The 14,670-nt window shown below is 42.3% G+C and carries 16 protein-coding genes; 1 reads left to right on the top strand and 15 read right to left on the bottom strand.

What is annotated here, in order from left to right:
• Window positions 1-180: 180 nt before the first annotated feature.
• The 12 genes from RIN70_RS01580 to RIN70_RS01525 all read right to left on the bottom strand — a co-directional run bounded on the left by RIN70_RS01580 (window position 181) and on the right by RIN70_RS01525 (window position 8,999).
• A complete protein-coding gene (locus tag RIN70_RS01580) occupies window positions 181-480 on the bottom strand; it encodes a hypothetical protein (RefSeq protein WP_272144392.1) in 300 nt (99 codons plus the stop codon).
• An 18-nt stretch (window positions 481-498) separates the two neighbouring features.
• A complete protein-coding gene (locus RIN70_RS01575; protein WP_272144396.1) occupies window positions 499-879 on the bottom strand; it encodes a type III secretion protein in 381 nt (126 codons plus the stop codon).
• Complete coding sequence (locus RIN70_RS01570) at window positions 858-2,459, bottom strand: lipase family protein (protein ID WP_272144398.1); 1,602 nt, start codon at window positions 2,457-2,459, stop codon at window positions 858-860. Before RIN70_RS01570 ends, RIN70_RS01575 begins: the two co-directional genes overlap by 22 nt.
• A gap of 2 nt (window positions 2,460-2,461) precedes the next feature.
• Window positions 2,462-2,848 (bottom strand): DUF1310 family protein, encoded by a 387-nt coding sequence (locus RIN70_RS01565; RefSeq protein ID WP_070594768.1) that lies wholly within the window; start codon window positions 2,846-2,848, stop codon window positions 2,462-2,464.
• A 186-nt stretch (window positions 2,849-3,034) separates the two neighbouring features.
• Window positions 3,035-3,433 (bottom strand): DUF1310 family protein, encoded by a 399-nt coding sequence (locus RIN70_RS01560; protein WP_070594767.1) that lies wholly within the window; start codon window positions 3,431-3,433, stop codon window positions 3,035-3,037.
• Window positions 3,434-3,540: 107 nt separating this feature from the next.
• Window positions 3,541-4,305, bottom strand: coding sequence for an amino acid ABC transporter ATP-binding protein (locus RIN70_RS01555; RefSeq protein ID WP_003016067.1), 765 nt, complete (start codon window positions 4,303-4,305; stop codon window positions 3,541-3,543).
• A gap of 19 nt (window positions 4,306-4,324) precedes the next feature.
• The gene (locus tag RIN70_RS01550; protein ID WP_013904552.1) at window positions 4,325-5,011 is read right to left on the bottom strand and encodes an amino acid ABC transporter permease; all 687 of its coding nucleotides are present in this window, start codon (window positions 5,009-5,011) and stop codon (window positions 4,325-4,327) included.
• 3 nt (window positions 5,012-5,014) lie between these two features.
• Window positions 5,015-5,707, bottom strand: a complete 693-nt coding sequence (locus tag RIN70_RS01545) for an amino acid ABC transporter permease (RefSeq protein ID WP_003004525.1) — start codon at window positions 5,705-5,707, stop codon at window positions 5,015-5,017.
• Between the two features lie 66 nt (window positions 5,708-5,773).
• Window positions 5,774-6,652, bottom strand: coding sequence for a transporter substrate-binding domain-containing protein (locus tag RIN70_RS01540; RefSeq protein ID WP_003004175.1), 879 nt, complete (start codon window positions 6,650-6,652; stop codon window positions 5,774-5,776).
• A 27-nt stretch (window positions 6,653-6,679) separates the two neighbouring features.
• Window positions 6,680-7,681 carry a uroporphyrinogen decarboxylase family protein gene (locus RIN70_RS01535; protein ID WP_247919804.1) on the bottom strand — a complete coding sequence of 334 codons (1,002 nt, stop codon included), beginning with the start codon at window positions 7,679-7,681 and terminating at the stop codon, window positions 6,680-6,682.
• Window positions 7,682-7,779: 98 nt separating this feature from the next.
• Window positions 7,780-7,980: a hypothetical protein gene (locus tag RIN70_RS01530; protein WP_070674749.1), complete on the bottom strand. Its 201-nt coding sequence runs from the start codon at window positions 7,978-7,980 to the stop codon at window positions 7,780-7,782.
• A gap of 17 nt (window positions 7,981-7,997) precedes the next feature.
• Window positions 7,998-8,999, bottom strand: coding sequence for a uroporphyrinogen decarboxylase family protein (locus RIN70_RS01525; RefSeq protein WP_023919550.1), 1,002 nt, complete (start codon window positions 8,997-8,999; stop codon window positions 7,998-8,000).
• 435 nt (window positions 9,000-9,434) lie between these two features.
• On the opposite strand from RIN70_RS01525, the gene RIN70_RS01520 reads away from it, so the two are divergent.
• Window positions 9,435-10,292, top strand: coding sequence for a 5'-nucleotidase, lipoprotein e(P4) family (locus RIN70_RS01520; protein WP_003004374.1), 858 nt, complete (start codon window positions 9,435-9,437; stop codon window positions 10,290-10,292).
• Between the two features lie 58 nt (window positions 10,293-10,350).
• Here the strand turns inward: RIN70_RS01520 and glmS are convergent, their stop codons facing one another.
• From glmS to RIN70_RS01505, 3 genes are all read right to left on the bottom strand, one after another.
• On the bottom strand, window positions 10,351-12,159 hold the full coding sequence (glmS, locus tag RIN70_RS01515) for a glutamine--fructose-6-phosphate transaminase (isomerizing) (protein WP_155169344.1): 1,809 nt from the start codon (window positions 12,157-12,159) through the stop codon (window positions 10,351-10,353).
• 232 nt (window positions 12,160-12,391) lie between these two features.
• Window positions 12,392-13,777 (bottom strand): glycoside hydrolase family 1 protein, encoded by a 1,386-nt coding sequence (locus tag RIN70_RS01510; protein ID WP_155169346.1) that lies wholly within the window; start codon window positions 13,775-13,777, stop codon window positions 12,392-12,394.
• Window positions 13,778-13,911: 134 nt separating this feature from the next.
• Window positions 13,912-14,607: a gamma-glutamyl-gamma-aminobutyrate hydrolase family protein gene (locus RIN70_RS01505; RefSeq protein WP_021154354.1), complete on the bottom strand. Its 696-nt coding sequence runs from the start codon at window positions 14,605-14,607 to the stop codon at window positions 13,912-13,914.
• Between the last annotated feature and the right edge of the window lie 63 nt (window positions 14,608-14,670).

The raw sequence follows: 14,670 nt of genomic DNA, 5'->3' as shown, positions 1-14,670 counted from the left end.
CACCATCTCCTTTCCACTATTGATCTTGTAAACCAGTAGGCTTTTTCAACCTCTTTTTGTTTACATAAATTATTATAGCGCAGACTGAATTCTTTGTCAACACTTTTTTACATAATTTTTTAAATTTATTAAAAAAATCTGGAGTCACTCCAGATTCCATATTTAAATAGAAGTTCTTGGCTAGATAGATTTAAATTTACCAGCTTTTTCTTGAATAACCGTCTGTACATTTTTAGCAAATTGACCCACCATGGACTGATCCAGTTGCTTTCCAACGACCTGGACGTCTTCTTCGGCTACTGTTGCAATCGCAGTCAAGCCATCATTGTAACGTTTCTCAACTCCTGCCTTGCAGGTCAATAAAACGGGCGCATAGACAACCCGGATTAAATCTTTTTCAAGTTTCTTTCGGCTTTCGATGATCTTCATCTTATCTTTCATATCTAAATCAAAGAAATCTTTGACTGGACTATCACCCATACTTCCTCCTCTTCTATACTATGAAACTTTATCTTGTTCAAACTCCTCTTCCAGTTGACGTCTATCTTTCCTGTAGGATTGCCATAAATTTTCTTCCTCGATTTCGATCTGTTTTAAGGCTACTTGTGCAGCTTCTCTAGCTTCGAGATCATACTCTTCTATACAGCGATGGAGGGACTCCCATCCACAACTGTTATCAACTTCCTGCTCTTGTAAGAAGGAAGCTGCCATCGCATACTCTTCTTCCAGCATCTGGGTGAAGAGCTGCTGTTTTCTTTCCACTAGACAACGCTTTTCATCTAGCTCCAAGCGCGCTTTTTGAAACTCTCTTTCCAAGTGATCCAGTTTCTTTTCCTTTTTCGAAAAAGTAGATGAAATTAATAAGCTAGTTGTTCCCACTGGTTCATTTCTCCTGCTATTTCTTGATCTTTTGCTTTTAAGAGCTCAATTCCTGCATTCACTTGCTCGTTTAATGTATGGAATTCATTCGATAAGGACTGATATGCAGCCAAACGGTTGTCGAACCTTTCTCTTACTTCAGTGACAACTGTTTGCCTTGTTGCACCAGCCTGTGCATAAGCCTCTTCTACTTCCGCAAGATTGAGAATGAAGCCTTTCGGAACGGTCTGTAATACTTTCTCCAAAGCTTCTAAATCTGTATCCAGTTGTACCTTAGATTTCTGAGCTTGCTCCAGCCCTTCATCCACTACTCGAATCAGCTCATCAGAAGCCAAGCGCGCCTGCAAAGCATCCAAATAGATCCGTTCACTTGAGCTCAGTCCACCACCTGTTTTTTGCAATTTATCCTTTAAGCGATAGTAAACCTTCATCCGCTCTTCAATGATTTCCTTGCGAGTGATGGCTTCCGTTCCCTTTTCAAGAACCAAATTCCCATCCTTATCATAGATATAACCATGCATCATGTGCTGCAGGCCAGTATTTTTCAAATTCTTAGTTTTGAGGTGCTTGACAATCCCACTGGATTCCTTGCTTCCAGAATCCTGATAGCCCAAGCTAACCAAATCTTTATGGTCAATGTGGTTATAGATTTTGTACTTCAGCGAATCTATGCGCGCTTTTTGCTCGGGTGTTAAGATGGAATAGGCATTAGGGCCATTGTATAGATGGACGGTCCCAATATGAGAAGCTTCCTCTTCCGTCAAACAGGCAAGCGCATACTGAATATTCATAGACCCCAGAGAGTGACCGTATAGATCGATCTTGGCATTAGGGTATTTTCGGATCACCTCTTTCAAATGAGCTGCAGCATCTTTAAACTGCGGAGGCGGGAAATTACCGTTTTCATCATTGTATTTTTTTAAAAAAGCAGCTCCCATTAAAGCAGGAAATTTAACCTGTTCTTCGGCTGTTCTTTCTGCAAAAAAGCCGACCGCATCTGATGCTTTTTCCTGTATGAAATTGCTGACAGGATTGTCCATCGCTTTTTGTATGAACCTACCTAAGGGAGTGGCCTCCGGTGGAAGATTAACAGATGTAGGAATAATTGCATCTTCAAAAGCTTCTACAGCATTGTTAAAACCATCTTTAGCCTTATCTCGCGCATAATTCTTCGCATATTCTGTTGCATACTCGCTTGCACCACCAGGGTTCAAAATATTGGAAGCTGCTGGCAAATCTGTCTTTACCCAATCCGTATATGTATCATGGAGTAATTTTTGTGTACTTATTTCAGTTTCAGATCCCTTCATCAAGACAGTCACGTCATGGATTTGGGCACGCGCTTCATCAGAAGCAGTATAGGGGACTGCATTTTGTTGCGCGCCTTGGCCATTATTAGTAAGAACGAAGACCTGCTCCTCATTGTCATTTACGTTATCATAAATATGGGCAACATTACCAATGTATTCGTCTTTCTTCGTCCCAATTTTAAACTTTCCATTTATTTTGACATCTTTTTCGTATTCAAGTAGAGCAGCTTTAACATTTTGTTGATCATTGAAATTTAAATTATTAGCCATTATCACTCCTTATCTAATAAATCACTTAACTCCTCTGTTTCCCCAAAATAGGTCTCTTCATATTTCCCTGTTGTAGCGTCCTCTTGTATAGTTGTGCTTAAAACTAATTTTTCATCATTATTTATAACTATTTTTACTAATAGCCCTCCCATCGGATTATAATCTAAATCATCTTTAGAGATTTTATATGATTTTATTTTTCCTTCTGGAGTAAGAGCTTTAGGATCTAATTTTTTCAACATATTTTCAATCGCCACTTTCATCTTCTTACTCTCTGCGATTTGAATCATTTCTTGTTTCTTGGCAGATTGTCCATTAAAAAAGCTACAACCTCCCAAACTTAAACCAAATAGTATCATAACTAATACAATAAATTTACTTTTTTTCATCTTCTTCCCATTCTTTCTTCAGGTTTCTTAGAATTTATTATACAAAATTCTATTCATACCTGAAATGTTACTTTTGTTAAAAAATGTTGCCAAATCGTTACAAGCACTAGCTATTAATGTAACATATTGGTTTTGATACAGAAATGTTTCTATTTACCTATATTAGGGGTATTTACCTAATTGAGTCTATTTTCCAGTCTCTTCTGCTTTACTTAACAGATCATCTAATTTTGCTGAAATACCGTAACTACCTGCTCCGAACTGTCCTGAATCTTCCATTTGAACAGTCGTATCGATCGTTAACTTTTTATCGCCATTGATCACAAGATAGACATTCATCCCTCCCATTGGATTGTATTCCAATTCACCTTTTATCAGGGTATAGGAGTGAATGACTCCTTCTGAAGTGAAAGCTTTAGGATCGATACTGATTAACAAGTGTTTTATCGCTCGCTCCATTTTCGTGCTTTCTGCAATCTGAATCATTTCCCTTCTCTCAGCAGCTTTATCCGTAAAAAGACTGCAACCTCCTAGAAACAAAGTCAGTAAGAATAGTAGTACAAATCGTTGTTTTTTATCAGTCATATTTCCCTCTCACTTATATTATTCGTAATGATTTTTAAAAAATGACCCAATTTTTAAAAATTTTTTCCAGATCCTAAAAAACACACCCTTACTGGGTGTGTCTCCTGTTAAATCATGTATTCAACGCTATAAGTGGCGTCGGATAAAATCCGTGAAAGGAATTGTTTGGTTCGCTCTTCTTTTGGACTGTTGAAGAATTCATGGGGTTCGTTTTCTTCGATGATGTGTCCGCCATCCATAAAGATGACGTGGTTGGCCACATCACGCGCAAAGCCCATCTCATGGGTTACGACAACCATGGTCACTCCTTCTTGGGCCAATTGCTTCATGACATCTAAGACGTCACCGACCAACTCTGGGTCTAGCGCTGAAGTCGGCTCGTCCAGCAAGATCACGTCTGGTTTCACTGCGATGGCACGCGCGATTCCGATCCGTTGCTGCTGGCCACCTGACAATTGAGAAGGATAGTAATCCTTATAAGCAAGAAGACCAACTTTTTCAAGGGCTGATTCTGCCCGTTGGATGGCTTCTTCTTTTGGAATCTTACGAGCTACAACCAGTCCTTCTAAGATATTTTCAAGCGCTGTTTTGTTGGCAAAGAGATTATAATGCTGGAAGACAAAGGCTGTCTTTTGGCGGATTTCTAGAATCTCTTTTTTGCTGAGTTTTGAGAGGTCGTACTCTTTTCCACCTAGGGTGAGGTGCCCTGTATCTGCCTTTTCCAAGTGGTTAAGGCAGCGAAGGAAGGTTGTTTTTCCTGATCCAGATGGACCCAAAATAACGACGACATCCCCTTGGTTGACCTTGAGATTGACATCTACCAGGACCTGGTGGTCCTTAAATTTTTTCGATACGTGTTCTACTTCTAACATCTTTTCATTTCTCCTTCTTCTATGCGAGTGTCAGGCGTTTTTCTAAGCGATTGAATCCCCATTGAATCACCCCACAAATGACAATATAAAGAATAAAAATCACTAGATAGGATTCAAAATATTGATAGCCATAAGAGGCTTCGACCTTGGCAATGGCGGTGATATCCTTGATGGTCATGACAAAGACAAGGGAGGTTCCTTTGACCAAGTTGATAACCAAGTTACACAAATTGGGAAGGGCTGAACGCAAGGCTTGTGGAAAAACAATGCGGATGTAGGCTTGGCGATTAGTCAAACCAATGGCTTGCGCTGCTTCTAGCTGGCCCTTATCCACCGTCAGAATGGCTGACCGTAGAATTTCAGCAAGACTCCCCGTTGTCATCAAGCTAAAGATGATAAAGGCATAGTAAATGGGATTGATCTCAAAGACATTAAAGTGACTACCAATACTCTTAAAAAAGCTATTTAAGAGACTGGGAAAGAGACTATAAAAGAAGAGAATCAAGAGAATCGGAGGTGTCGCGCGGATAAAAGCTAAGTAAATCACTGAGAAACTGCGAACACCTTTGACCTTATAAATCTGACCGAGTGCCAAAAAGAGGGCTGGAAAGAAACTCAAAAGAATTGATACGACCATGATCAGAAGGGTCACTGGAACACCACCCAAGGTGGCTAGAAATGCTTTACTAATAAAATTGAAATCCATAAGCTACCTTTCTGTTACACTGAGTCGTTTCTCAAGGAGTTGAGCGGAGAAGGAGATCACAAGGGCAATTCCCCAGTAGATCACTGCGACAGCTGTATATGTTTCGAGGGAATAATTCCCAAGATTGCGGCTGATCAAGTTGTTGCCTGCTCCCATGATATCGATAAAGCCAATGGTATAAGCCAAAGCGGCATCGCGCATGAGGTTCAAGATGGCAGTTGTCATATTTGGAAGAGCCACGCGAAAGGCTTGAGGAAGGACAATCCGCCAAATGGTTTGAGCCGGCGTCAAGCCAATACTCAAGCCCGCTTCCATCTGACCTTTTGGAATGGCCAAATAGGCTGCCTTGAAGACCTCAGAGATCATCGCAGCAAAGAGAAGAAACATGGCAACAAGGACAAAGACAAACTTGGACCAGTGGTCAATGTCAATGCCCAACCACCAGTTCAAAAATTGGGGCAGTCCATAAAAGACCAAAAAGAGCAAGACAATCGGAGGGGTACAACGCAAGGTAAAGACATAACCTTTTGCCAGACCTGCTCCTACCTTATCTTCTGATACTTGTGCCCAGGTCAAAACCAAGCCAAATGCAGAACCGAGAACCGTCGTTAAAACCATCAAAGCTAGGGTCGCTGGTAGAGCTTGGACCAAGGTTGGAAGAAATGACCAAACCTTGGAAATGTCGTATGAGACCATGTTTCTTTTCCTTTCTGTATCCGTATAGAAATAAGGAAGCTGGGGCTATGCGCACCCAGTTCCATCTTATTTCTCTTTATCTACATAACTGAAGACATCTTCACCGAAATATTTTTTCGACAATTTAGCAAGTGTCCCATCTTTTTCCAATTCTTTGATAGCCTTGCTGTATGCTTCCGCAAATTTTTCGTTTTTCTTATCCTTATGGATCAATGGGTAAGTTGGAATTCCTTTGTAGGCAAACCAGCTAAGTTTGTCCGCATATTGGTGGTAAGAACCATCTTTATCTGTGACAGCTTTTTCAAAGGAAAGTTTGATGTCAAAGAAGGCATCGTAACGTCCTTCAAGAACCCAAGCATAAGCATCTGCGACTTTGAAAGATTCCGCAGCTGTTAATTCGATTTGTTGGTCCTTATGCTTTTCATTGTATTCTTTAATAACATTCCATTGTGCATTTTGTGGTGAAATTGGAACCAATTTTCCTTTTTCTTTAGCGAAGTCATCGATGTTCTTGTATTTATTCGCATCTTCTTTCCGGACGGTAAATCCGATGATACTTGCACCGATTGGTTCTTTTGGAATGATAAATTTCTTGGCACGTTCTTCGGTATACCAAGCTCCTTTGGTTCCGATATCGTATTTACCAGATTCTAGACCGATCAAGAGATCGTCATCACTTGTTCCAGTGTACTCAAACTTGTAGTCTGGTAGTTTTTCGTCAATGGCTTTGAGAACGGCTACTTCATAGCCATCTGATTCTCCTTTTTCATCAACGAAATCATACGGTACATAGTTTTGAGTGTGGGCTACTTTCAAGGTTGTTACCTTGTTAGATCCTGTTGAGCCTTTGCTGTCGTTTGCATGGTTCAAGCTCCGTCCAAGAATGGTTGCACCTGCAATGGCAAGAACTGCCACCCCACCGATAATCCATGTTTTTTTACTCATACTTTGTTCTCCCTTTTTCTATTTTCCTTATTCTGCTGCAGCTTCACGAACCCATTCGATTCGTTCTTCATCAATGTCACTTGGAATCGTACAATCGGCACCAATGACCAAGCCTGTGGTTCCTGTTTCTGCGATGATGCGTTTGGTTTCTGCTTGGATCGCAACCTTGTCTCCTGTGTAGAGAAGACCATTTTTGCCATTTTCAAAACCACCAAGAACCGTGCGTCCACCGAAGATTTCGCGTCCTTCTGCTAGGCTGATGCCTTCTGGTCCGACTGCCCAGTTAATGACTTGGGCTGGGTAGTCTGTGAAGAGATGGATATCATTGCGGGCTCCTTCGTAGCCACAGATATGAAGAATATTTACGCCACCGGCTTCATTGGCTGCCTCTAAGACATGGAGTTCACTCGGTGCAATAATGTTTTTATAAACTTCTTGTGTAACTCGCGCATCTTGGATACTTTGAACACTGAGGTAGATCCCGTCTGCTCCTGCTTCTTTAATAATTCGTTGGCTCAAACTTGCAATGTCTTGGCCAATTGTATCCAATACTTTTTTAAGAGTTGCTGCATCTTGATCGATGAAGTTTGCGATCAAGTCATCTCCTCCTGAAACTTCTCCGACCAACCATTTGAAGTAGGTCACCGGAGCAAAGATATTGTAGATAGCCACAATGTCTTCTTCAAAACCGGCACGGATTTTTTTAACCAGCTCTACTTGCTCTGTGATCCATGGATGATCTGCTCCGAGTGGTTCAATCCCTGCTAAGTCAGAGATATTTTCAAGGCCTTTGTGAATGGCTGGGTTTGGATAAGCAAAGTAACCATCACTCATGAGTTTGACAAAGTCTGGTTTGACCTTGTGAAGGAAGTTTTTATGGCCATTGAGGTTTTTTTCAATAATTTCCGGATTAGAAAATCCTTTCAACCATTCTTCTTCTGTTGTAAAATGATGCCAAAATCCAACTGGCACACGGTCAACTGCTTCTCCTTTGAAAGCTTTTAACACTAATTCTCTTTTTGATGACATGTTCTTACCTCGTTCTATCTTTTCTTGTTTGTTATCTTATCACTTCAATGATGCTTTGACTAATATATATTTTTTATCAAGCTCTTCATCTTTTTTTATCACTGATCTTCGAGAAGAAGAATTCCTGCTAGATCAGACGGGCGAAGGAGGGAGAGACTATGGGCTGGAATTTTCTCCAGTCTTGCCATATCTGGATCTTTCTTTGCTTTCCCCTGACTACTTGCAAGAGCGACTTTACTAAGCCCTAAAAGCAAAAACAAAACGGTTACCAGGATGCACCATCCACTGATCTTTTTCATCTCCCTCTCCTTTCTTCTTACAATACAGCTGCTTGACGCACCCAATCTAAGCGTTCCAATTGGAAATCATCTGGTACGGTACAGTCTGCTCCAAGGATCAAACCACGACTTCCGGCTTCAGCCACCAAGCGACGCGTTTCTTGCTCAATAGCTTCTCGTTCCCCTTGATAGAGCAAGCCTTTTTTGCCGTTGACAAAGCCACCCAAAACGGCACGATCGCCGAAAAGTTTACGACCTGCGGCTAGGCTCAGACCTTCATGATGGGTCGCCCAGTTAATGACTTGAGCTGGATAATCCTTGAAGAGCTCCACTTCATTGCTGGCCCCTTCAAAACCACAAATATGAAGGATATTGATGCCTCCAGCTTCATTGGCTGCTTCTAGGACAGCGATGCTGCTAGGCTCAATGAACTTGCGGTATTCTTCATCTGTCACACGCTCATCTTGGATCTGCTGGGTTGAAAAGTAAATACCTTCAATACCTGCTTCTTGGATCAAGCGACGACTTAAAGTAGCGATGTCTCCTGCAATCACGTCAAGGACATGAGCTAAAGTTTCTGGATCTTCCTTGATAAAGTCTGCAATCACTTGGTCTCCACGAGATTGGTCCGTACGGAACCAGCGTTTCAAATAAGAAATGGGCGAGAAGATATTGTAGAAAGAAGCAATCTCTTCATGGAAATGAGAACAAATTTCCTTGACCACCTCGATTTGTTTTTCAATCCATGGATGATGCTCTCCAATCGGTTGAATATCCTTCAATTCTCGGATCGATTGGATCTCTCTCGAATAAAGAGCACTCGGATAGCGGAAGAAGCCATCACTCATGATCTTGACAAAATCAGGTGAAATTTCTTCTACATAGTGTTGGTGGCCCTTAATACTTTTTTCTACTACAGCCGGATTGTCTAGACCCAATTCTTTTTCTTCTTGGGTCACATAATGGAGCCAAAATCCTACAGGGATTCGCTCTACTGTTTCGCCTCGAATGGCACGAAGAACCAATTCTTTTTTACTCATACTGTACATCCTCCTCAATATTTCTCCAACAGAAAGACTGACTGCTTTCCTTCTGGAATTTGTAACCATGATATCACCTCAAAAAGTAGCTGACTAATATATTTTCCCTATCAAGGCCTTAAAATTTCTTTATTGAGAAAGGCATCAAAAAAACGCAAGCCCTTGAAAATAGGGACTTGCGAGTATCTTTCTTTATTGTTTCATTTTAGAAGAAAAGGGATGCTTTGATCTTTTCTTGATCCGGTTATAGCAGAAAACTATATCCCTTCTTTTAAAGGAAAAAATAGCATATGTTGAGGCGAAGAAACCTTTCATAGCAGCGTTTTTCCTTCTTTTTTCTTTTCACCGATTCCTAGACACCTTCTTCTCTTTCTTGTCAGGCAAGATTGAAAGGAGTATAATTTTTATAGAATAATTTTAAGGAGTGTACGGTTTATGAAAACAACAAAAACCACCTTTACCATCGTTTCTGCTCTTGCTTCTGTCATTTTACTGACGAGTTGTGGAAGCAACACCACTAAAACGCAAGAGACAAAAGCAAGTAGCACTAAAAATCAGGTGACGATGACCTATGATCAGCAGCGCTCACAAGAAAATACCATGTCTGTTCTCTGGTACCAAAAGGCAGCAGAAACCAAGGCTTTGTATTTACAAGGCTACAATGTCGCTACTGACCGTTTGAAAGAGATCCTCCAAACTCCTTCTGATAAGCCTTATTCCATCGTCTTGGATTTGGACGAAACTGTTTTAGACAACAGCCCTTACCAAGTTCAAAACGTCAAAGATGGTACGGCCTTCAATCCTAAAGATTGGGATGTTTGGGTGAAAAAAGCAGCCGCAAAAGCGGTGCCAGGTGCCAAAGATTTTCTTCAATATGCGGATCAAAACGGGGTTCAAATCTACTACATTTCTGACCGTACAACCTCTCAAGTAGATGATACCATCAAGAACCTTGAAAAAGAAGGCATTCCTGTTCAAGGACGTGACCACCTCATGTTCTTAGAAGATGGCGTCAAATCAAAAGAAGGCCGTCGCCAAGCTGTACAAGAAAAGACCAATCTTGTCTTGCTCTTCGGGGACAACCTGGTTGACTTTGCAGATTTTTCCAAGACCTCTGAAGCTGATCGCGACAAGAAATTGGACGAATTGCAAAAAGAATTTGGTGAAAAATTCATCATCTTCCCAAATCCAATGTATGGATCATGGGAATCTGCTGTTTACCAAGGTAAAAAACTAGATGCCAAGGGACAAACAGAAGAACGCCTCAAAGCCTTGCAAGGTTTTGACAAATAAAGCAAACATCCTCGCTAGGAAAAACCTAACGAGGATGTTTTTTTCTATATAGATAATTTTATTCAACGGTTACAGACTTAGCAAGGTTTCGTGGTTTATCAACATCGAGCCCACGATGAAGGGTTGCAAAGTAGGCAATCAATTGGGTTGGCACCACCATTGAGATTGGAGAGAGGTAAGGGTGAACCGCTGTCAAGACCAAATCATCTGTCTCTTTAGCGACATTTTCTTCTGCAATGGTTAAAACATGGGCCCCACGTGCTGCCACTTCTTGGATGTTCCCACGTGTGTGGCTGGCTAGGACTGGATCTGACAAGAGGGCGATGACCGGTGTACCCTCTTCGATCAGAGCGATGGTACCGTGTTTCAACTCACCCGCAGCGAAGCCTTCACATTGGATGTAAGAAATTTCTTTTAATTTCAGACTGGCTTCCATGGCAACATAGTAATCTTGGCCACGTCCGATATAGAAAGCATTGCGGGTTGTTTCCAACAAGCCACGAACTTTTTCATCGATCACTTCTTTTTCTGAAAGGGTTGATTCGATCGATTGGGCAACGATAGACAATTCGTGCACCAAATCAAAGGCTTTGGCCTTCTCATTGCCATTAGCTTCCCCAACAGCTTTCGCCAGAAAGGCAAGGGCTGCGATTTGAGCCGTATAAGCCTTAGAAGAAGCTACCGCAATTTCAGGACCAGCATGGAGCAACATGGTCATGTCTGCTTCACGTGAAAGAGTTGAACCTGGAACATTGGTCACTGTCAAGCTTGGAATGCCCATTTCATTGGCTTTGACCAATACTTGGCGGCTATCGGCTGTTTCACCAGATTGGCTGATAAAGATGAAGAGTGGTTTCTTGCTGAGAAGTGGCATACCATACCCCCACTCAGATGAAATACCGAGTTCTACTGGGGTATCCGTCAACTCTTCCAACATTTTTTTAGACGCAAATCCAGCATGGTAAGAGGTACCAGCCGCAAGGATATAGATGCGGTCTGCTTCTTGAACAGCCTTGATAATAGCTGGGTCTACTACTACTTGACCAGATTCATCTGTATAGGCTTGGATCAACTTACGCATGACAGTTGGTTGCTCATCGATTTCCTTGAGCATGTAGTATGGGTAAGTCCCTTTTCCAATATCAGAAAGGTCAAGTTCAGCCGTGTAGCTAGCCCGTTCTTTGACGTTTCCATCATAGTCTTGCACTTCAACGCTATCAGCCTTGACAATGACCAACTCTTGGTCATGGATTTCCATGTATTGGTTGGTTTCACGAATCATGGCCATGGCATCAGAGCAGACCATATTGTAACCATCGCCAAGACCGATCAAGAGTGGTGATTTATTTTTTGCCACATAGATGGTGCTTGGATCTTCCGCATCCATCAAAGCAAAAGCATAGGCCCCACGGATGATGTGGAGGGCTTTTTTGAAGGCTTCGAGCGTAGACAAGCCATCTTCTTCAGCAAATTTTCCGATCAAGTGGGCGGCGATTTCTGTATCTGTTTGCCCCTTGAAATGGTGACCGGCTAGGTATTCTTCCTTGATTTCAAGGTAGTTTTCAATCACCCCATTGTGGACCAACACAAAGCGACCTGTTTCAGAGCGGTGTGGGTGAGCATTGTCCTCAGTTGGTTTTCCATGAGTGGCCCAACGGGTATGTCCAATCCCAGCTGTCCCTTCGACACCTTCCGCCTTAGTTGACAATTCTGCAATACGGCCAACTGCCTTTACCAATTGGCTCTTGCCTTCACTAGCCAGAAAAACACCCGCAGAGTCATAGCCTCGGTATTCGAGTTTTTCAAGTCCTTGAATCAAAATATCAGTAGCATTTGTATTTCCTACAACACCAACGATTCCGCACATAGTTTTTACGATATAGCCTTGCTATACTTTCCCCTTTACTTAGTCAAACGACCCATGGTCGATTTCTCAGTTACTTTAAAATTGGTCTAGTCTAATTTGACCAAAAAGCAACCAGCGGAGTCAGTATACAATGTTTCTTCCAGTTTGTCAACTAGGAAATTCAAGAAAATTGGTCTAGTTAAGGGAGGGTTAAGAAAAACCTATCAACATCTTGGTTGATAGGTTGCTTTTTCTACTCTTCAAATCCATTCCGCTGACTCAACTTACGGAACCAATGACCAGATTTTTTGAGGGTTCGTTTTTGACTTTCGAGCTCCAACTCAACTAAACCATAGCGGTTCTTGTAGCCATTGAGCCATGACCAGCAGTCAATAAAGGTCCAGATCAGATAGCCTTTACAGTTGGCACCATCTTGAATAGCCCGGTGGAGCTCGCGAAGATGGTCTTTGACAAAGTCAATCCGGTAATCGTCTTGGATCACTCCATCCTTGCGAAATTTTTCCTCTCCTTCAACTCCCATCCCGTTTTCGGTCAGGATCCACTCGATATTGCCATAGTTTTCCTTGATATTTTGGGCAATGTCATACAAGCCTTGCTCATAGATTTCCCAACCTCGGTGGGGATTGATCTTGCGACCTGGCATGACATAGGGTTCATAAAATTGTTCAAAGAGTAGGGGAGATGCTGGATTTGGAGCATAACGAGGAGCCGCCACACGGAGTGGTTGGTAATAGTTAACCCCTAGGTAATCCACCGTATTTTCCTCGATCAAGCGCAATTCAAAGGGATCATAATCCGGTAAGAGATCGCGCTCCCGTAGGATCTCCACTAATTCTTCAGGATAATGACCAAGAACAGATGGATCTAAAAAAGATTTGGCTTGAAAGAGCTCGGCAATACGCGCAGCTTTCACATCTTCTGGATGCTGGCTCCGAGGATAGGCTGGTGTCAAATTGAGCACAATCCCGATACGGTAATTAGGATCCACCTCATGACAGGCCTTAACTGCTAGAGAGCTTGCTAGCTGGGTGTGGTAGGCTACTTTAACAGCTGCTGCTGCGTCTACCTTATGAGGAAAATGGGCATCATAAAAATAACCAAATTCTACAGGGACAATAGGTTCATTAAAGGTGATCCACTGATCGACCAGATCTCCATAGGTCTTGAAACAAAAACGCGCATATTCCTGGTAAGCATAGGCGGTTTCTTTTTTTTCCCAACCATCCCCTTGCTCTTGAAGAGCCATCGGTAAATCAAAATGATAGAGGTTGACCAAGAGGTGAATCCCTTTTTCTTTAATCTTTTCAAAGACACGGCGGTAGAAATCAACACCTGCTTGATTGATCTCCCCTCGTCCTTCTGGGAAAATACGTGACCACTGGATAGAGGTTCGAAAGGCCGTGTGGCCGGTTTCTAACAAGAGGTCCAGATCTTCTTCCCAGTGTTCATAAAAAGTCGATGTTTTCTCTGGTCCTTGCCCTTGATAAAAGCGGTTGGGCTCGACCCTATACCAGTAATCCCAGAGATTGTCTCCCTTTCCATCCTGGGCTAGACGTCCTTCTGTTTGAGGCCCCGAGGTCGAACTCCCCCATAAAAAATCCTTTGGAAATTGATACATGTCCTAATCCTCCTCATTCTACTAGCTCTATTGTAGCGCATCCTCCTCCAAAACCTAGGCACAATTTACAGTCTTTCTTACGCAGATTAAAGAAAAAGCCCCTTAGGAAAAATTCCTAAGGGAGCTGGTCCTCTTTATAATTGAGTCACGACATATTCAAAGAGCTTGCGATCTGCTGGGCTCTTGTCAAAACGTAGTTCTGGATGCCACTGAACTCCGAGGAAACGGCTCTCATCTGTGGATTGAACGGCTTCTATGATGTCATCTTTAGGATCCCGCGCGATTACTTCTAAGCCATCTGCCAAGTCTTTAATACTTTGATGATGGAAAGAATTGATGCGACTGGTCTTACCATAGATCTCTTGCAGGACCGTCTGATCCTTGGTCACCAACTCTTGACTGGTGTACTGACCTGGATTGTCCTGCCAGTGGTGTTCAATATCTTGATACAGAGTTCCCCCTAGAGCGACATTATAGAGCTGGGTCCCACGGCAAACGGTAAAGATAGCTTTTTTAGCCGCACGCGCTTCTTCAATCAAGGCCAACTCAAAGAGATCGCGTTTCAAGAGGTAGTCATCACTGTCGATGGTGATTTCTTCTCCGTAAAACTTGGGCAAGACATTTTGTCCACCGGTGATGATGAGCTTATCAATCATCGATATGTAGTCTTTGGCCAAGGCCGCATCTCCAATCGGCAAGATCAAGGGAATCCCTCCTGCCTCTTTGACCGCTTCGACAAAACCAGTCGCCGCATAGCTCATGTTCGCGTCTGGATCATCTGGGAAGGGTCTTTCATTTCCTGTAATTCCAATCACTGGTCTTATTTTCATGCTTATTTCCATATTCTTTCATTCATCTTCAAGGCTTATTGTAACACAATTTCAAGCCAGACT

This window comes from Streptococcus parasanguinis (assembly GCF_032163505.1).
Lineage (GTDB): Bacteria > Bacillota > Bacilli > Lactobacillales > Streptococcaceae > Streptococcus > Streptococcus parasanguinis_V.
This window is presented reverse-complemented; position numbering and strand designations above follow the sequence as displayed.

What these genes read in the sequence shown, in the direction of transcription:
- RIN70_RS01535 (WP_247919804.1), bottom strand. Translation starts at nt 7,681, where the DNA reads ATGTCATCAAAAAGAGAATTAGTGTTAAAAGCTTTCAAAGGAGAAGCA.
- RIN70_RS01530 (WP_070674749.1), bottom strand. Translation starts at nt 7,980, where the DNA reads ATGAAAAAGATCAGTGGATGGTGCATCCTGGTAACCGTTTTGTTTTTG.
- RIN70_RS01540 (WP_003004175.1), bottom strand. Translation starts at nt 6,652, where the DNA reads ATGAGTAAAAAAACATGGATTATCGGTGGGGTGGCAGTTCTTGCCATT.
- RIN70_RS01580 (WP_272144392.1), bottom strand. Translation starts at nt 480, where the DNA reads ATGGGTGATAGTCCAGTCAAAGATTTCTTTGATTTAGATATGAAAGAT.
- RIN70_RS01505 (WP_021154354.1), bottom strand. Translation starts at nt 14,607, where the DNA reads ATGAAAATAAGACCAGTGATTGGAATTACAGGAAATGAAAGACCCTTC.
- RIN70_RS01560 (WP_070594767.1), bottom strand. Translation starts at nt 3,433, where the DNA reads ATGACTGATAAAAAACAACGATTTGTACTACTATTCTTACTGACTTTG.
- RIN70_RS01550 (WP_013904552.1), bottom strand. Translation starts at nt 5,011, where the DNA reads ATGGATTTCAATTTTATTAGTAAAGCATTTCTAGCCACCTTGGGTGGT.
- glmS (WP_155169344.1), bottom strand. Translation starts at nt 12,159, where the DNA reads ATGTGCGGAATCGTTGGTGTTGTAGGAAATACAAATGCTACTGATATT.
- RIN70_RS01565 (WP_070594768.1), bottom strand. Translation starts at nt 2,848, where the DNA reads ATGAAAAAAAGTAAATTTATTGTATTAGTTATGATACTATTTGGTTTA.
- RIN70_RS01570 (WP_272144398.1), bottom strand. Translation starts at nt 2,459, where the DNA reads ATGGCTAATAATTTAAATTTCAATGATCAACAAAATGTTAAAGCTGCT.
- RIN70_RS01555 (WP_003016067.1), bottom strand. Translation starts at nt 4,305, where the DNA reads ATGTTAGAAGTAGAACACGTATCGAAAAAATTTAAGGACCACCAGGTC.
- RIN70_RS01545 (WP_003004525.1), bottom strand. Translation starts at nt 5,707, where the DNA reads ATGGTCTCATACGACATTTCCAAGGTTTGGTCATTTCTTCCAACCTTG.
- RIN70_RS01520 (WP_003004374.1), top strand. Translation starts at nt 9,435, where the DNA reads ATGAAAACAACAAAAACCACCTTTACCATCGTTTCTGCTCTTGCTTCT.
- RIN70_RS01525 (WP_023919550.1), bottom strand. Translation starts at nt 8,999, where the DNA reads ATGAGTAAAAAAGAATTGGTTCTTCGTGCCATTCGAGGCGAAACAGTA.
- RIN70_RS01510 (WP_155169346.1), bottom strand. Translation starts at nt 13,777, where the DNA reads ATGTATCAATTTCCAAAGGATTTTTTATGGGGGAGTTCGACCTCGGGG.